Annotated in this window: 18 protein-coding genes; 13 read left to right on the forward strand and 5 right to left on the reverse strand. The window is 63.3% G+C overall.

From position 1 onward, the window contains the following. Positions 1–17: 17 nt before the first annotated feature. The gene (locus ESZ53_RS11535; protein ID WP_129072961.1) at positions 18–281 is read left to right on the forward strand and encodes a glutaredoxin family protein; all 264 of its coding nucleotides are present in this window, start codon (positions 18–20) and stop codon (positions 279–281) included. Next, positions 278–577 (forward strand): Dabb family protein, encoded by a 300-nt coding sequence (locus ESZ53_RS11540; protein ID WP_129072962.1) that lies wholly within the window; start codon positions 278–280, stop codon positions 575–577. The genes ESZ53_RS11535 and ESZ53_RS11540 overlap by 4 nt, the downstream gene beginning before the upstream one ends. Before the next feature lie 29 nt (positions 578–606). Here the strand turns inward: ESZ53_RS11540 and ESZ53_RS11545 are convergent, their stop codons facing one another. Together ESZ53_RS11545 and aspS are read right to left on the reverse strand one after the other, a co-directional pair. After that, a complete protein-coding gene (locus ESZ53_RS11545) occupies positions 607–897 on the reverse strand; it encodes a hypothetical protein (RefSeq protein WP_129072963.1) in 291 nt (96 codons plus the stop codon). A gap of 85 nt (positions 898–982) precedes the next feature. Next, entirely contained in the window at positions 983–2,311 is a 1,329-nt protein-coding gene (aspS, locus tag ESZ53_RS11550) for an aspartate--tRNA(Asn) ligase (protein ID WP_129072964.1), read from the reverse strand. A 67-nt stretch (positions 2,312–2,378) separates the two neighbouring features. Between aspS and ESZ53_RS11555 the strand changes: the two genes are divergently transcribed. From ESZ53_RS11555 to ccsB, 5 genes are all read left to right on the forward strand, one after another. Further along, positions 2,379–3,014, forward strand: a complete 636-nt coding sequence (locus tag ESZ53_RS11555) for a histidine phosphatase family protein (RefSeq protein WP_129072965.1) — start codon at positions 2,379–2,381, stop codon at positions 3,012–3,014. Then, on the forward strand, positions 3,011–3,601 hold the full coding sequence (locus ESZ53_RS11560) for a TlpA disulfide reductase family protein (RefSeq protein WP_129072966.1): 591 nt from the start codon (positions 3,011–3,013) through the stop codon (positions 3,599–3,601). The genes ESZ53_RS11555 and ESZ53_RS11560 overlap by 4 nt, the downstream gene beginning before the upstream one ends. Then, positions 3,602–4,345 carry a cytochrome c biogenesis CcdA family protein gene (locus ESZ53_RS11565; protein WP_129072967.1) on the forward strand — a complete coding sequence of 248 codons (744 nt, stop codon included), beginning with the start codon at positions 3,602–3,604 and terminating at the stop codon, positions 4,343–4,345. A gap of 70 nt (positions 4,346–4,415) precedes the next feature. Beyond that, positions 4,416–5,984 (forward strand): cytochrome c biogenesis protein ResB, encoded by a 1,569-nt coding sequence (locus tag ESZ53_RS11570; RefSeq protein WP_129073601.1) that lies wholly within the window; start codon positions 4,416–4,418, stop codon positions 5,982–5,984. 2 nt (positions 5,985–5,986) lie between these two features. Next, complete coding sequence (gene ccsB, locus ESZ53_RS11575; RefSeq protein WP_246837310.1) at positions 5,987–6,991, forward strand: c-type cytochrome biogenesis protein CcsB; 1,005 nt, start codon at positions 5,987–5,989, stop codon at positions 6,989–6,991. A 205-nt stretch (positions 6,992–7,196) separates the two neighbouring features. Here the strand turns inward: ccsB and ESZ53_RS11580 are convergent, their stop codons facing one another. Together ESZ53_RS11580 and ESZ53_RS11585 are read right to left on the reverse strand one after the other, a co-directional pair. Further along, positions 7,197–7,814: a hypothetical protein gene (locus ESZ53_RS11580; protein ID WP_129072968.1), complete on the reverse strand. Its 618-nt coding sequence runs from the start codon at positions 7,812–7,814 to the stop codon at positions 7,197–7,199. Positions 7,815–7,879: 65 nt separating this feature from the next. Further along, a complete protein-coding gene (locus ESZ53_RS11585) occupies positions 7,880–8,872 on the reverse strand; it encodes an o-succinylbenzoate synthase (RefSeq protein ID WP_129072969.1) in 993 nt (330 codons plus the stop codon). Between the two features lie 42 nt (positions 8,873–8,914). Between ESZ53_RS11585 and ESZ53_RS11590 the strand changes: the two genes are divergently transcribed. The 4 genes from ESZ53_RS11590 (at position 8,915) to ESZ53_RS11605 (ending at position 12,692) form a co-directional block, all read left to right on the forward strand. Further along, on the forward strand, positions 8,915–9,340 hold the full coding sequence (locus ESZ53_RS11590) for a 1,4-dihydroxy-6-naphthoate synthase (RefSeq protein WP_129072970.1): 426 nt from the start codon (positions 8,915–8,917) through the stop codon (positions 9,338–9,340). Positions 9,341–9,465: 125 nt separating this feature from the next. Then, entirely contained in the window at positions 9,466–10,437 is a 972-nt protein-coding gene (locus tag ESZ53_RS11595; RefSeq protein ID WP_129072971.1) for a 1,4-dihydroxy-2-naphthoyl-CoA synthase, read from the forward strand. Between the two features lie 83 nt (positions 10,438–10,520). After that, on the forward strand, positions 10,521–11,648 hold the full coding sequence (locus ESZ53_RS11600) for an AMP-binding protein (protein WP_129072972.1): 1,128 nt from the start codon (positions 10,521–10,523) through the stop codon (positions 11,646–11,648). Positions 11,649–11,657: 9 nt separating this feature from the next. After that, a complete protein-coding gene (locus ESZ53_RS11605) occupies positions 11,658–12,692 on the forward strand; it encodes a 1,4-dihydroxy-2-naphthoate polyprenyltransferase (RefSeq protein ID WP_129072973.1) in 1,035 nt (344 codons plus the stop codon). Here ESZ53_RS11605 and ESZ53_RS11610 read toward each other — a convergent pair. Continuing rightward, positions 12,627–13,025: a DUF4229 domain-containing protein gene (locus tag ESZ53_RS11610; RefSeq protein ID WP_129072974.1), complete on the reverse strand. Its 399-nt coding sequence runs from the start codon at positions 13,023–13,025 to the stop codon at positions 12,627–12,629. The genes ESZ53_RS11605 and ESZ53_RS11610 overlap by 66 nt on opposite strands. 54 nt (positions 13,026–13,079) lie before the next feature. Here ESZ53_RS11610 and ESZ53_RS11615 point away from each other — a divergent pair, with 54 nt between their 5' ends. Together ESZ53_RS11615 and menD are read left to right on the forward strand one after the other, a co-directional pair. Continuing rightward, positions 13,080–13,412, forward strand: coding sequence for a PLD nuclease N-terminal domain-containing protein (locus ESZ53_RS11615; protein ID WP_129072975.1), 333 nt, complete (start codon positions 13,080–13,082; stop codon positions 13,410–13,412). Next, positions 13,393–15,108 (forward strand): 2-succinyl-5-enolpyruvyl-6-hydroxy-3-cyclohexene-1-carboxylic-acid synthase, encoded by a 1,716-nt coding sequence (gene menD / locus ESZ53_RS11620; RefSeq protein ID WP_129072976.1) that lies wholly within the window; start codon positions 13,393–13,395, stop codon positions 15,106–15,108. Before ESZ53_RS11615 ends, menD begins: the two co-directional genes overlap by 20 nt. Positions 15,109–15,153: the final 45 nt, after the last annotated feature.

The following is a 15,153-nucleotide window of genomic DNA, read 5'->3' on the forward strand; positions in this document are numbered from 1 at the left end:
CGCATTATTCTAGGACTGTGCCCACGAAACGTCTCACTTTAATTGGAAAACCGGGCTGTCACCTGTGTGACGATGCGCGCGAAACGATTAAGGCGGTCATCGCTGCGCTGCCGACGGAGCTCTCAGCCGAACTCACTGAACAGTCGATTCTGGATGACGAAGCTCTGCACGCCCGGTACTGGGACGAGATCCCCGTGGTGCTCATCAACAATCGTGTGCACACCATCTGGCGTGTCGAACCCGAGCGCCTGCGCTCCGCCCTTCTGGAGGAAACCGAATGATCCGTCACATCGTGATGTGGAAGCTCAACGCAGAGGATGCCGCCGGCCAGAAAGTGGCAGTGGAGGCCATGGCTGCCGCGCTCGAACCACTCGTCGGCCAGATCGAGGGCTTGGAATCGCTCACCGTGCGAGCGGATGCCGCAGCGGTCGCATCGAACTGGGACGTCATCCTCGTGTCAGACCATTCTTCGCCCGAAGCCTTGCTGTCGTACGGTACTCACCCGCTGCACGTGGAAGCGGGAGCTGTCGTGAAGGCGAACACTCGCGAGCGCGCCTGTATCGACTTCGAAATCTAGAGCCGCGCTCGCGCGCCGCGCCCTAGCGCCTACTTGTTGACTTCGATCGGCCCGGTCATATGATTCTTGATCGAGTCCCGTTCAGCGGCCAGCGACGCGAGCGTTCCGCTGTCGAGACCAGGCTGAAGCATGTCGTCGAACGGGTTTCCCATGCCACTCTTGGAGTGCACAACTTCGGCGTAGGCGGTTGCGGCCGCGGCCACTTTCGCGCTTGCTCGCTGCGCCTTCTTGAGGGAGACAGCTGAGCTGCCCACCACCTCGGCGTGCTTGTTGAGTGCCTTTTTTAGATCCTTGAGTGCAGCATCAATTTTCTTTGACATGACGTCATCCTGCCTTAGTGAGCTATGCGCTGGCTATGGGTTCGGTGTGTCGAACTGTGAGGCCCTCGCGAGCCCCACAGGGCGGCTACGGAGTGAGGCGGGTTGGTCCGCGGAACAGGTAGGTTGCTTCGCGCAAGTTCGGTAGTCCGAGCAGCAGCATCAGCACGCGACCGAGGCCCATGCCGAATCCACCGTGCGGCGGAACGCCGTAGCGGAAGAAGTCGAGGTAGAAGTCGAGCTCCTCCGGGTCCATGCCCTTGTCGCGAATCTGCGCCTCCAACACGTCAACGCGGTGCTCGCGCTGGGCGCCAGTGGAGATCTCGACGCCGTTGAACACGAGGTCGTAGCTGTTCGTGAGGCCTGCATCATCCGCGTGACGCATGTGGTAAAACGGGCGGATGCTGGCGGCGTAGTCGGTCAAGAACACGAAGTCGTGGTCGTATGTTTCTTTCACGTAGGCGGCGATCTGGCGCTCGCCCTCCGGGTCCATGTCGGCGTCGGCGCGGGGCACGGTGTAGCCACGGTCGCTGACGATTTGCTTAGCCTCAGCCAGCGGGATGCGGGGGAACGGGCGAGTCGGCACGGTCATTTCGATGCCGAACAGCTTCTCGATCTCGTCGCCGTGCTTGTCTTTGACCGCCTGGAAGCCAGCAACCATGAGCTCTTCGTGCAAGTTCATGACGTCTTCGTGGCTGGAAATCCAGCTGATCTCGCTGTCAACCATCGTGAACTCGGTGGCGTGACGCGACGTGAAGCTGGGGTCGGCACGGAAGCTCGGGGCGATCTCGAAGATCTTGCCGAAGCCAGCGGACTGAGCCATCTGCTTGAAGAATTGGGGGCTCTGCGCCAAGTACGCCTTGGTGTCGAAGTAGTCGACCTCGAACAGCTCAGCCTTCGACTCGCTCGCGCTGGCCATGAGCTTAGGGGTGTGAACCTCGATGAAGTCGTTCTCAACCCAGTAGGTGCGCCAGGCGTGCTCGAGCGTGGTCTGGATGCGGAAGATGAGGTTGTTGCGCGGCACGCGAAGGTCGAGGAAGCGCCAGTCCATGCGCTTGTCGACGCTGGTGTCTTCGGCAATCGGAGTCTCGGGAATCGCGGCTGCGGCGATCTCGATGTCGGCGAGCTTGATCTCCACGCCGCCAAGCTTCACGCGCTCGTCGTGCTTGAGCTCACCGGTTGCGGTGAGGAAGGTGCCCTGAGCGAGCCCCGAGATGATCTCGGCGAGGGGATCCTCGGCCGGGGTGCCGTCTTCGTTGAACGAGCGGGGGTGAACAAGCTGCACCGCACCCGACTCATCGCGCAGTACGACGAACTGCACCTTCTTTTGATCTCGAACAGTGTCGACCCACCCCGAAACGGAAGTCTCTCCATCGCTTGCGGCGGCCAAGTTCTTAATAAGGGTGCGTGTAGTCACAGCGCCGAGTTTACAAGGGATAACGCGAGAGAAAGTGCGGCAGGGCTGCCAACGTAGACTGAATACCGTGCCAGCAGACCTCATCCATCTCGTCCGCCATGGTGAAGTGCACAATCCCGACCGCATTCTCTATGGCCGTCTTCCCGGGTATCACCTCAGTGAACTCGGCCATCAGATGGCCGACCTCGCCGCTGCTAGCCTCGAACAACGGCCCCTCCGGGCGCTCTACGCGAGCCCGCTGCTGCGTGCCCAAGAGTCGGCGCACCCCTGGTCACAGCGCTCCGGACTCGCGGTGACGCCCGAAGAACGCATCATCGAGCCCCACAACTGGTTCGAGGGCGGTCGCTTGCAATTTCCTCAGGTGCTCGCGCAACCCAAGGCCTGGCCACACCTCATCAACCCATTCAAGCCCAGTTGGGGTGAGGCCTACGTCAGCATTGAAGCGCGGATGCTCGCCGCGATTGACGACGCGTGGGCCGCCGCCGATGGTGGCGAAGTTGTAATGGTGAGCCACCAATTGCCGATCGTGATGGTCGCTCGCTCCGTCAAAAAAATGCGCCTCGCGCACGACCCCCGCAACCGTCGCTGCACGCTGTCGAGCATCACGACGCTCGCTCGCGAGGGCGACCATTTCGTCGAGGTTGACTATCAGGAACCTGCGGGAGAATTGCTCGCAGCATCCATCGATTTAGGAGCAGTGTGAACCGCCGTCTCATCGCCATTGTTGTGGCGTTCGCCGCACTCGCCACGGTTTCGTGTTCCAGCCCGAACGAGTCTCTGGCCCAGCAGTACGAGAACGGTTCGGATGAGGGCTACATTTCGGGCGATGGTTCGACCGTCGAAATCCCGGCGAGCAACCGCGATGAACCCATCGCGTACGACGCCACGCTTGACACCGGCGAAACAGTCGCAAGCAGCGACTTCGCGGGCTCGGTTTACGTGGTCAACTTCTGGTATTCCAGTTGCCCGCCGTGCCGCCTCGAAGCTCCTGACCTTGCTGAACTGAGCGAGCAATACACCGAAGTGCCATTCCTCGGCGTCAACGTGGCAGATACCGCTGAGACTTCGCGTACTTTCGCCGACGAATTCAGCATTCCCTACGCCTCTGTTGTGGATGCCACGACCGCGGGCGTTCAACTCGCGTTCGCCGGCTCCGTGCCTCCCAACGCGGTGCCGACCACTCTCGTGGTCGACCGTGAAGGTAGAGTCGCCGCGCGCATCAGTGGTCTGGTGCGTGACCCGAGCATCCTCGCAGCGATGATCGATTCCGTCGTCGCCGAGGAACAGTAAGTGTCTAACCCTGTCGGCGAGCTCATCCTCGACGGCAACCTTCTTATCGCGATCCCGATCGCGCTTCTCGCGGGCCTCGTCTCGTTCGCATCGCCCTGTGTTCTGCCTCTCGTGCCGGGTTACCTCGGCTACATCGGTGGGTTCACGAGCGCAGAGGAGAAGGGCAGTACGAAGCGTCTTGTTCTCGGCGTTGGCCTGTTCATCCTCGGTTTCACGGTCGTGTTCGTCGCGTTCACGGTGCTGTTCGGCACGGCGGGCCTTCTGCTGCGACCGTGGCTCGACCTGATCACGCGCATCGCCGGTGCTCTCGTGATCGTGATGGGTGTCGTGTTCATCGGGCAGGTCACCTTCGCGCAGCGCACGATCAAACCCAAGTTCAAGGTCGCAACCGGCCTCGCTGGGGCGCCGCTATTGGGCGTGGTCTTCGCCCTCGGCTGGACCCCGTGCGTTGGCCCGACTCTTATCGCCGTCGGCAGCATGGTCTTGGATGGCGGCGATCCGGGCCGCGCCGCTATCGTCGGCATCGCCTACAGTCTCGGTCTCGGCATCCCGTTCCTCTTGGTGGCTCTCGGCCTCAACTGGGCGACCGGATCGGTGGCGTGGATGCGCCGCCACATCCGACTTATTAACCTGATTGGTGGAGCACTGCTCGTGCTGATCGGCGTACTCATGGTCACCGGCGTGTGGCGTGCAATCGTGACAAGTTTGGGGGCGGTGATCGGTGGTTTCGACACACTCCTCTGATTCGGCGAACGGCGACGCAGCCGGAGACAACTTCGTGCCTGAGGGCGACGCGACGCGTCCCAGCGACCACATGGATGCTCCGGCGCCCGCGCGGGACAGCAAGATTCAGCAGCCGCGGCTCGGCTTCGTTGGCTACGCGCGGTTCTTCTGGCGTCAGCTCACGAGTATGCGCACCGCGCTGTTCTTGCTGCTGCTTCTCGCGGTGGCGGCCATCCCCGGCTCGCTCGTTCCGCAGATCACGTCTGACCCCAACGGTGTCATCGCCTACCGCAACAACTATCCCGATACTGCCGCGGTGCTCGACTTCTTCCAAGTCTTCAACACCTACAGCTCGGTGTGGTTCTCGTCGATCTACCTGCTGCTCTTCATTTCCTTGATCGGCTGCGTGCTTCCGCGCACCAAGCATCACTTCGACGCGTTGCGCGCGAGCCCGCCCAAAACGCCGGCCCGCCTTTCGCGGTTGCAAGGCTTCACCACGCGCACGACCGAAGCGGATGTTGACAGCACCATCGACTCCGCGCGCCGCCTGCTGCGCTCGCAGCGTTATCGCACCGAGCTTTACGGAGACTCGGTCAGCGCCGAGCGTGGCTACCTGCGCGAAACCGGAAACCTCGTATTCCATGCCGCGCTCGTGGGCGTGCTCGTCACGGTTGGCCTTGGCGGGGGCTTCGGCTACACGGGTCAGCGCGTCATCGTTGAGGGTTATGCGTTCAGCAACTCTCTTGCCAGTTACGACTCGTTCAACCCGGGCCGCTTCTTCACGGATGATGCGCTCGATCCGTACACCGTCGCTCTCGACTCCTTCGAGCCGGTCTACGAGCAAACCAACCGCCAGGCCATTGGGCAAGCGATCGACTTCACCGCCAACGTCACCACGACTGTGCGCGGCGAGCAACCGCAGCAGTCGCAAATCAAGGTCAACGAACCCCTGAGTCTCAGCGGAACAAACCTGTACCTCCTCGGTAACGGCTACGCCCCCGTTCTCACCGTGCGCGACGCCGATGACAAGGTCGTGTGGTCGCAGCCAACGCCGTGCCTCCCGTTCGACGCCAACCTCGGCAGCACGTGCGTCATCAAGATTCCGGATGGCCTCAATCAGCAGATCGGAATGCTCGGCTTTCTCTATCCGACCACCGGCACGCTCGGTTCTGGCGCTCTCGCTTCGGTCTATCCCGACCTCATCTCGCCCACGCTCACGTTGGAGGTGTACGAGGGCGACCTCGGCCTCGACAATGGCCAGGGCGCTAATGCCTACGCGCTGAACACTGACTCCCTCGAGCAAGTCGCGGGGCGCAACTCTGAGGCCGAAACGCTGCGGTTGACGCCCGGTGACCGCCTCGAGCTGCCCAACGGTCTCGGCAGTGTCGAGTTGGCGAGCATCCCGCGCTTCGTGTCGCTGGATGTGCACCACGACCCCTCACAGCTGCCCGTGCTGATTTTCGCCATTCTCGTGATCAGCGGGCTCGTGACGAGTCTGTTCGTTCCGCGACGCCGCATGTGGGTCGCCGCGCGCGCTGATGGTGCGGGAACAACAACAATTGAGTACGCGGCACTGGCCCGCGGTGACGACCCCACGCTGGAGGCCGCCGTCACTGATTTCGCCGACAAACATTCCCAGCAACTGAGAGTTAGGGTGTAGTCGTGACTGAGACCTTCGTGTCGTATTCGCTGATTGCGGTTTATTCAGCGATGGCGATCTATACCTTCGCGTTCATTCTGTTCGCCGTCGACTTGGCGCGCCGCTCGGCAGAGTCGAGCGATGCGTCCGCAGCGAGTGCGACCGGCCTAGCTTCGGCATCCGCCCAGCAAGCTAGCGTGATGGCCCAGAGTTCCGCCGCTGGTGGTACAAGCACGCTCACTGCGACGGCTGGCCCTGACGCCGAGCCTCGCGCCCCGCGGTCTCCCATTTCGCTCAAGCTCGCCATGGCCATGACGGTTCTCGCGTGGGCGCTTCACGTCAGCGCTGTGATCTTCCGCGGTGTTGCGGCCGGCCGCGTGCCGTGGGCCAACATGTTCGAATTCACGCTCACCGCCACCGCCCTCATCGTCGGTGTCTTTCTCGCCGTTCAGTTCTGGCAAGATCTTCGCTTCCTCGGCTCGTTCATTACGGGCTTCGCGCTGCTCGCGCTCGGCATCGGAACGTCGAGTTTTTATGTGGATGTCGTACCCCTGCCGCCGGCGCTGCAGTCGGCCTGGTTGGTCATCCACGTCTTCGTCGCTAGCCTCAGCACCGGGTTCTTTGCTCTCGCCGCCGGGCTCTCCATCGTGCAGCTTATGCAGGCCCGTCGCGAGGCAGGCAAGGCGCTCAAGCTTCGCTTCCTCGACACTCTGCCCGCTGCTGACCGACTCGAAACCTTGGCCTACCGCCTCACAGTGGTCGGCTTCGTCATGTGGACCTTCACGCTTATCGCCGGCGCTGTCTGGGCTGAGCGCGCCTGGGGTCGCTACTGGGGTTGGGACACCAAGGAAGTCTGGACCTTCATCATCTGGACCTTGTATGCCGGGTATATTCACGCCCGAGCAACGCGCGGTTGGCGCGGCTCGCGTTCGGCGTGGCTGGCGATCGTCGGGTTCCTCGCCATCGTCTTCAACTTCACGATTGTGAACCTCTTCTTCAAAGGACTTCACGCCTACTCAGGCCTCTAATCACTCAAGCCTGTAACTACTCAGGCCTGTAATCACTCAGGCCTGTAAGCACCGGCCGCGGCGACCAGCCGTGCGATGAGGGATGCGTCTACCGACGGCATCCGACGCGGGGTGCCGGGCTAAAAAGAAACGCTGGGGCCGCACCGAGCGACACCCCAGCGCTTGCTTGGGGAGAGCCGACCATAGCGGCTCAGGGGTGACGAGTTTAGCTGGCCGGAGTCAGCTGCATGGCCACCGTCGGGTTGCCGTCGCCGGTCGCGAATTGAATGATCGGACCGTCGGCGCCGCACTCGTAGGGCGCCGAGTTGATCGGGGCGCTATTGATGAAGCCCTCGCTGAGATCGGTACCGTCAACGCTGATGCCGCCCACGGAGACCGTCACGGCAATATCGCTCTCTTCGTGAGAGGTCGTGATAGTCGTCTCGGTGGCTTCGTAGTCGCCACTGATCGCGCCGGTGATAGCTCCCACGCCTTCGCTGCCCGCCACTTCAAGAAGGATCGTGAAATCGGGCGTGTAGGTGTAGGTGGTGTCGCTAAATGAGAGCCCCGTTCCGCCCTCCACGCTGATGTCGAGCCCTTCGTTGGAACCGCTGACGGCGCTGTAGAAGCCCTGCATTTGGTCTTCAGCGATGTACCACTCGCCGATCAGGCACTCCGGGCCGCTGACCATCTCTTCTTCGGGCTCAGCAGGAGCTGCGGCATCCGTTTCAATGCTCGTGGTGTCGTCAGGTTCCGCTGCGGGCGGGGTGCACGCGGTGAGTACGCCCACGCTGAGCAGGCTTACGGCGGTTAGTGCTCGCAGGCGGCGCAGCTCAGTAGACATTGTTGCTCCTTGACGGCGATCACCCTCGGTAGCGATCGACGAATCTAGCCTACTGAGCGGCCTCGCTACTGCGGTGAGTAATTTTTACCTAGTTCATGACAGCGCGTCAGGCGGTCGAGCCACCACTGGGTGCGTTCCGGGCTGGCAGCCCATCGTGTCAGCAGCGCTTCGTCGGCCTCGACGCGGCGCACTTCAAGTTGGCCGTCACGAGCGCGCAGGGGAGCAGGGGTGACGTCGGCGGCGAGCAGGGATGCTGTGGCGAGCCCACAGTCGTAATCGAGCGGGTCGATCGCAGCCGCCAAGTGCGCCCCCATTGCAAGCCCCACCGAAGTCTCCAAGGCGCTCGAAACGACGACGGGAAGGCCAGCGTCATTCACGATCGCCAGGGCCCGAGAGATGCCACCCAGGGGCTGTGCCTTAATCACCAGCAGATCGGCGGCACCTGCGCGCGCCACTGCGAGCGGATCAGCGGCCTTGCGCACGCTCTCGTCTGCTGCGACCGGGATACCCATGTACTTGATGCGGGTGCGCAACTCGCCCAGCTCTTCCACCGTGGCACAGGGCTGTTCAACGTACTCGAGGTCGTATTCGGCGAAGGCATGAACGGCACGCTCCGCCTCATCCACGTTCCAGGCGCCGTTGGCGTCGACGCGAATGCGACCGGTCGGCCCCATCACGCGACGCACCTCGGCGACGCGAGCAACGTCATCCGCCAAGGTCTGACCGGGTTCGGCCACCTTTACTTTGGCGGTGCGGCAGCCGTGAAAGCGCTCGAGAACCGCCTCGACGAGGTCGGCAGGCACTGCGGGCACGGTGGCATTGACCCAGACATGATCGCGCACGAGGGGCGGCTGCTCGTTGTAGGCGTAGTCGATGGCAGCGAGTAGCCACGGCGTTGCTTCGACATCGTCGTACTCGACGAAGGGCGAAAACTCGCTCCACCCTTGCGGGCCGCGGAACAACAGCGCTTCACGTTGATCGATGCCACGAAAGCGTGACGTCATGGGCAGGGACACCACGTGAGCGGTGTCGAGAATTTCGTTCACTGAAGGGAACATGTTCCCAGTCTGACAAGTTCCACTGTCAGTTAGGGTAATTGCGTGACTAATCCGGGGGATATCGAGCGCGTAGCGACCAAGATCGTGCCGTATTACGTCGTCGGCGTTGTGGATGACGAAGAAACTGATGCGCCCGCCGACGGTGAATCAGAAGAGACCGTCGAACCGGAGGAGACTCCAGTGGCACGTCGCCCCCGGCCCCGCTGGGTCGGTTTCATCGCCGCAGCGCTCGGCGTTGCGACCCTCGTGCTCTTGATCATCGCCATGATCGTGTCTGCCGGCGGCGATTACCCCACGGGCACACTCCTCGCTCAAGTCACCATCGTGGTGTCGATTTCGGCGGCCGTCACTGCTGCGCTCTGCCTTGTCTTCGGCCTGCAACGTCGGTGGGCGGCATTCGGCCTTGCGGTCGCGATTCTTGCCAATCCGCTGGTTGTGCTGAACGTCTTCCGGTTCTTCGAGAGCTAAACGTCGGTTCTTCGCGAACCGAGTGTCGGTTCTTTGAGAACCGAAAGTCGGTTGGGGCGAACCGAAGCGCAGCATCCTCGGTTCGGCATCAGCCCGCGCTGCACGCGGGTGGATATGGTGGACCCATGGCGCCTGTTTCTGAAATTTTTGATGAGAAGTTGTGGCGATCAGTCGCCGGTTTTGACGATCTCACCGACATCACCTATCACCACGATGTGACGGGAACGATTGCGCGCATCGCGTTCGATCGCCCCGAAGTGCGTAACGCCTTTCGGCCGCACACCGTCGACGAGCTTTACCAAACCCTGGATGACGTGCGCCAGAACCCGCGCATCGGTGTCGTTCTCCTCACCGGCAACGGCCCGAGCGAGAAAGATGGCGGCTGGGCGTTCTGCTCCGGCGGCGACCAGCGCATCCGTGGCCGTGCAGGTTATGAGTACGAAGGCCAAGAGGGCGCGACGAACCCGACAGCCACTGCCGGGCTTACCGAAGCTGAGGTCGAGGCCGAAGCCGCTGCTGCCGCAGGAAAGCGTCGTGCCGCGGCTGGGCGCCTGCACATTCTTGAAGTACAGCGCCTCATCCGCTTTATGCCCAAGGTCGTTATTGCCGTGGTGCCCGGCTGGGCTGCCGGGGGAGGGCACTCACTACACGTGGTCTGTGACCTCACGATTGCCAGCGCCGAGCACGCCCGCTTCAAGCAGACGGATGTCGACGTCGGGTCGTTCGACGCCGGTTACGGCAGCGCCTACTTCGCTCGCCAGGTCGGCCAAAAGTTTGCCCGTGAAGTGTTCTTCCTTGCCCGCGAGTACGACGCGCAGCGTGCCCTCGACGCGGGAGCGATCAACGCCTCCGTGCCGCATGCCGAGCTCGAGGCCACCGCCTACGACTGGGCGACCACGATCATGACCAAGTCGCCGACCGCGATCCGCATGGTCAAGTTCGCCCTCAATGCCGTCGACGACGGACTGGTCGGCCAGCAGGTCTTTGCGGGCGAAGCCACCCGGCTGGCGTACGGCACTGACGAAGCCGTCGAAGGCCGGGACTCGTTCTTGCAGAAGCGTGAACCTGACTGGTCGCCCTTCCCGTGGCAGTACTGACGCCCTAAAAGGGTAGACGCCCCGGCGGTACTGAGGCTCCGCCGTTCTAACGTTCCGACAGTTCACCGCAGAGAGGTTTACCCGTGACCGCTGAAAACACTCCGACTCGAGAACTCTGGTCCGTCGACGCCCGTGACCCCCGCAAGGTGTGGGCGGCGCTGAAGCCGGCACTCGATGGTTCGGGGGCCGCGATTCTGCCGCACCCGGCCTCCCCCTCTGGCCTGCCAGAGACCGTTGCCGCGAACGTGGCTGTCGTCGTTGAAACGAGCGGATCGACGGGCCGACCCAAGCGCGTGATGCTCAGTGCGGCTGCGTTGAAGGCGAGTGCTGCGGCATCCGATGAACTTCTGGGCGGGCCGGGGCAATGGCTGCTGGCCGTTCCGGCGCACTACATCGCGGGCATCAATGTACTCGCCCGCTCGTATTTTGCGGGTACCGAGCCGGTCATGATGGCGCCTCAGGGGTTTACGGCCGATGCCTTCGTGGCGGCCGTGGCCGAGCTCACCGCCGAGCGCCGTTTCGTGTCTCTCGTACCCGTGCAGCTCGCGCGACTGCTTGAGTCAGAAGAGGCTGTCGCGGCCCTCGCCACGTTCACACGGATCTTGGTGGGTGGGCAATCGTCTCCGGGCGCCCTCCTCGCCGCAGCTCGCGCTCGCGGCCTCGCGGTCTCGACCACCTACGGGTCGAGTGAGACCAGTGGCGGCGCTGTATGGGATGGCACGCCATTGCCCGGGGTCAGCGTGCGACTTGTGGATGACCGCATCGAACTTTCGGGGCCGATGCTCGCCGAGGGCTACCTCGACGACCCACGTCGCAGCGCCTTCTCGTTTCGGCTGAGTGACGGCGTGCGGTGGTACCGCACCGACGATGTCGGCGACATTGTCGATGGAGTGCTGCGGGTTCGCGGCCGCGCCGACGACATGATTATTTCGGGCGGAGTGAAGGTTTCGCTCACCGAGGTGGAGACCGCTGTTCGCTCGCTTCCCGGCCAGAGCGCGGCTGTCGTGGTGGCCGCACCTCACCCGGAATGGGGCGAAGCCCCCGTCATGATCACGACCGTGGCGATTGAACTGGATGCGCTGCGAGAGACAATCGTCGCTCAACTGTCAGCGGCAGCGGCGCCCGCTCGCGTCATCCTCGTCAATGAGATTCCTATGCTTTCGACGGGAAAACCCGACAAACTCGCCTTAGCGTCAGTCGTGCTTAAGTAGAATCCCTCCGTGGCCTCTCCCAAACAGCAACGCATCGATCCGAAGACCGTCTCGCCGAAAGCGGGCTCGAAGTCGAGTCCACCCGCGGGTAAGAACAACGGCAAGAGCGCGAGTGGCCGCCCGGGTGGGCGTCCGCCGAAAGCACCCAAGATCGCCAAAGCGACGGCTCGCGATTGGATCAGCGGCGCTCGCATCCAGACGCTGCCGCTCGCTTTTGCCCCCGTGGCTCTGGGCACCGCCGCCGCGTTCGTGCTCCCGCACAACGTTGAAGGTGATGGCTGGCACTGGGTGCGTGCGCTGCTCTGCCTCGTGGTTGCTGTCTCGCTGCAGATCGGGGTGAACTTCGCCAACGACTATTCCGACGGAGTGCGCGGCACGGATGATCACCGCGTTGGTCCTCGTCGCCTCACCGCTTCTGGTGCCGCTCGCCCGCGCACCGTCATCACGGTCGCCTTCGTGTGGTTCGGCATCGCTGCCGTTGCCGGGCTCATCATTGTGGTGCGCAGCGAACATTGGTGGCTGCTGGCGGTCGGAGCGGCAGCGATCGTCGCCGCGTACTTCTACACCGGCGGTAAGCGCCCCTACGGCTACCTCGGCCTTGGTGAGGTTTTCGTCTTCATCTTCTTCGGCCTCGTCGCCACGGCGGGAACCACCTACGTGCTCGCGGATTCCGTGAACCTTGAGTCGTGGCTGGCCGCTGTCGCCGTGGGGCTGTTCGCGGTCGCGACGCTCATGGTCAACAACATCCGAGACATCGCTCAAGACAAGGTTGCGGGCAAGCGAACGCTGGCTGTGCGGATGGGTAACCTGCCGTCGCGCATCTTCTACGTCGTTGCGATGCTCGTACCGTTCGGCATTCTCGGCATCTACTCGCTGCTGTACTTCAACGCGTACCTGGTGTACTTCGTGCTTCTCGCTGCACTGCCCGCGTGTGTCATCGTGCTCACCGGTAAGACGCCGGCCGAGCTGATCTTGGCGCTAAAGCTGACGGGGCTCACTGCTCTGTTGTTCGGTATCGGTCTCGCTCTGGCGATCGCCTTCTAGCGAGGCAGCGCGCGGAAACGCGTCGGGGCGGGTCGCGCCCTCGGCGGTGGTTGCGGAGTCGGCAGCAGTCTCGGGGTCGGCAGCAGTCTCGAGGTCGGCCTCAGCGTCTTCAGCTTCGCGGTCGGGGTCGTGGCTTGGGCCTTCGCGGCGGGCGGCGAAGTCAAGAGCAACGGCATCCCGAAGTTTGCCGAAAAAGACATAAGAGATGGCGAAACCGAGCACTGTCGCAATAACGGCGGCGAGCCACGGCTCAGTGCCCGCAATCATGAGAACGGTGAACGCCGCAGCGAACACTCCGAGGCGGAGCAGCGAGTAGGCGATCCAAGGTTTCACGGCATCAGTCTAGGCTCGCATCCCGCGTGCAGCCTGCGAGCGTAGACTGGTGGCATGCCTCGCCTATTGGTCGTTCTCGCTTTCGCGCTTGTGGCGGTTGACGTGTTCTCCATCGTGGACGTGGTCCTTACTGATCGCAGCCGCGTGCGCGCTCTGCCGAAGTTTCTCTGGATTCTCGTGATCGTGCTCTTGCCTGTTATCGGCGTAGTGCTCTGGTTCATGCTCGGTAAGGCACGTAGTTCTAACTCGGGTCGCACGCGCACTGTTGCGCCCGACGACGACCCCGATTTCTTGCGCAACATGCGCGCCAAAGAAGAACAAGATGAGCGCATTCGCCGCCTCGAACAGGAACTAGCAGATCTCGACGATGACGATAAGACCAACTAACTCTCCCGCCACCAATTTCTCGGTAGCCCTTCTCGAAGAGTTCGTTCGTCTCGGCGTTCGAGACATTGTGGTGAGTCCGGGCTCGCGCTCGCAGGCGATCGCGCTTGCTGCTGCCGAGTTCGAGAAGCACGGCCTGCTGCGTTTGCGCGTGCGTATCGATGAGCGCGTCGGAGCCTTTTTGGCGCTCGGCCTCGCGGTTGAAACGAAGTCGCCGGTGCTGGTCGTCACAACCTCTGGCACCGCGGTGGCCAACCTTCACCCGGCCGTGCTCGAAGCGCATCACTCGGCTGTTCCGCTCATCATTATCAGTGCCGACCGCCCGGATTCCTTGCGCGGCATTGGCTCGAACCAGACCACCCAGCAGCCCGGCATTTTCGGCACCGCCGTACACCAGACCTGGGATGTCGAGGCGCCAACGGGTGCTGCCGGCGAGATGGATGCCGCAGCGCAACTGGCGCGCGATGCCGTCGCCGCGGTCAGCGGTCCCGTTCACCTCAACCTGTCTTTCGATGAGCCTCTGTCTGCGCCCTTCGAGTGGCAGCCCACCGAGGATGCCGTAGCCCCCGAACCGGCAGCTCACCGCGAGCCCGTGTTCCCCGATCTCTTTAGCGATCTCGACCCCGTGGTCGAGAACACCACGCACCAGTCACCCGGCGCTCCGACGACGCTCGCTCTCAGCCCATCTCCCGCCACGGTGGTGGTGGCGGGCACCGGCGCTGGCCCCCGCGCCGAGCAGGTCGCTCGCGAGCTGGGCGCACCGCTCATCGCCGAGGTCTCCAGCGGGGCCCACTTTGGGCCGAACCTCGTCGTGGCCTATCGCGAGCTGTTGAACGCGGCCAACTTTGGCGACCGCGTCGCGCGCGTGATCGTGTTCGGGCATCCCACGTTGAGCCGCGAGATTCCGGCACTCATCCAGCGTCGCGGCGTGGAAACCGTCGTGGTGCGGCATCCGTCGGCCGACGACTACAACCCCGGCCGCTGCGTGCGGCTCTTCGTCGATGAAGTGTCGGTCTCGGGCGAAGCCACCGACCGCGCCTGGTTGGGCCGCTGGGTCACCACGAGCCGTCAGCTGCTCGAAACCGCCAGCATCGCACCCGATATTGAGGCGGATGCCGGAACCCACGCCAAAGCTGAACTTGCGATCGTGCGCACTCCTGTCGACCGGCGGATGCTCGCCGACGCGGTCTGGCGCGCAACCTGGCCCCACGATCGCCTCGTGCTCGGAGCCTCACGCTTGATCCGCGAGGTCGACCGCGTTGTTCCCGGCAAGAAGATTTCGGTTCACGCCAACCGCGGACTCGCGGGCATCGATGGCACGATCTCGACGGGCCTCGGAATTGCTCTCGCGAGCCAGGCCGAGAAGGGCAACGAGGGGGTCACTCGCGTGCTCCTCGGTGACCTCGCGATCTTCCACGACGTCGGCGCTCTCATGTTCGGCGTGGGAGAACCTCGCCCGCGCATCCAAGTCATCGTTGGCAACGACGGTGGTGGCACCATTTTTGACGTTCTCGAGGTGGCAAGCCAGGCGGGCGAAAGCTTTGACCGCGTACTGCTCACTCAGCAGAGTGCCTCCATCGAAGCTCTCGCCACGGCCTACGGCTGGCGCTACCTTCGGGCGTCCACGCGAGGCGAGCTCGATCAGGCGCTGTCTGCTCACCCTGAACCCACCATCATCGAGGTCCCGCTCGGACGCTAACCGGCGGTTGCATTGTCGTACGTTGCTCCGCAGCGATAGCGCTAA

The organism is Salinibacterium sp. UTAS2018 (genome assembly GCF_004118935.1).
Taxonomy (GTDB): Bacteria; Actinomycetota; Actinomycetes; order Actinomycetales; family Microbacteriaceae; genus Rhodoglobus.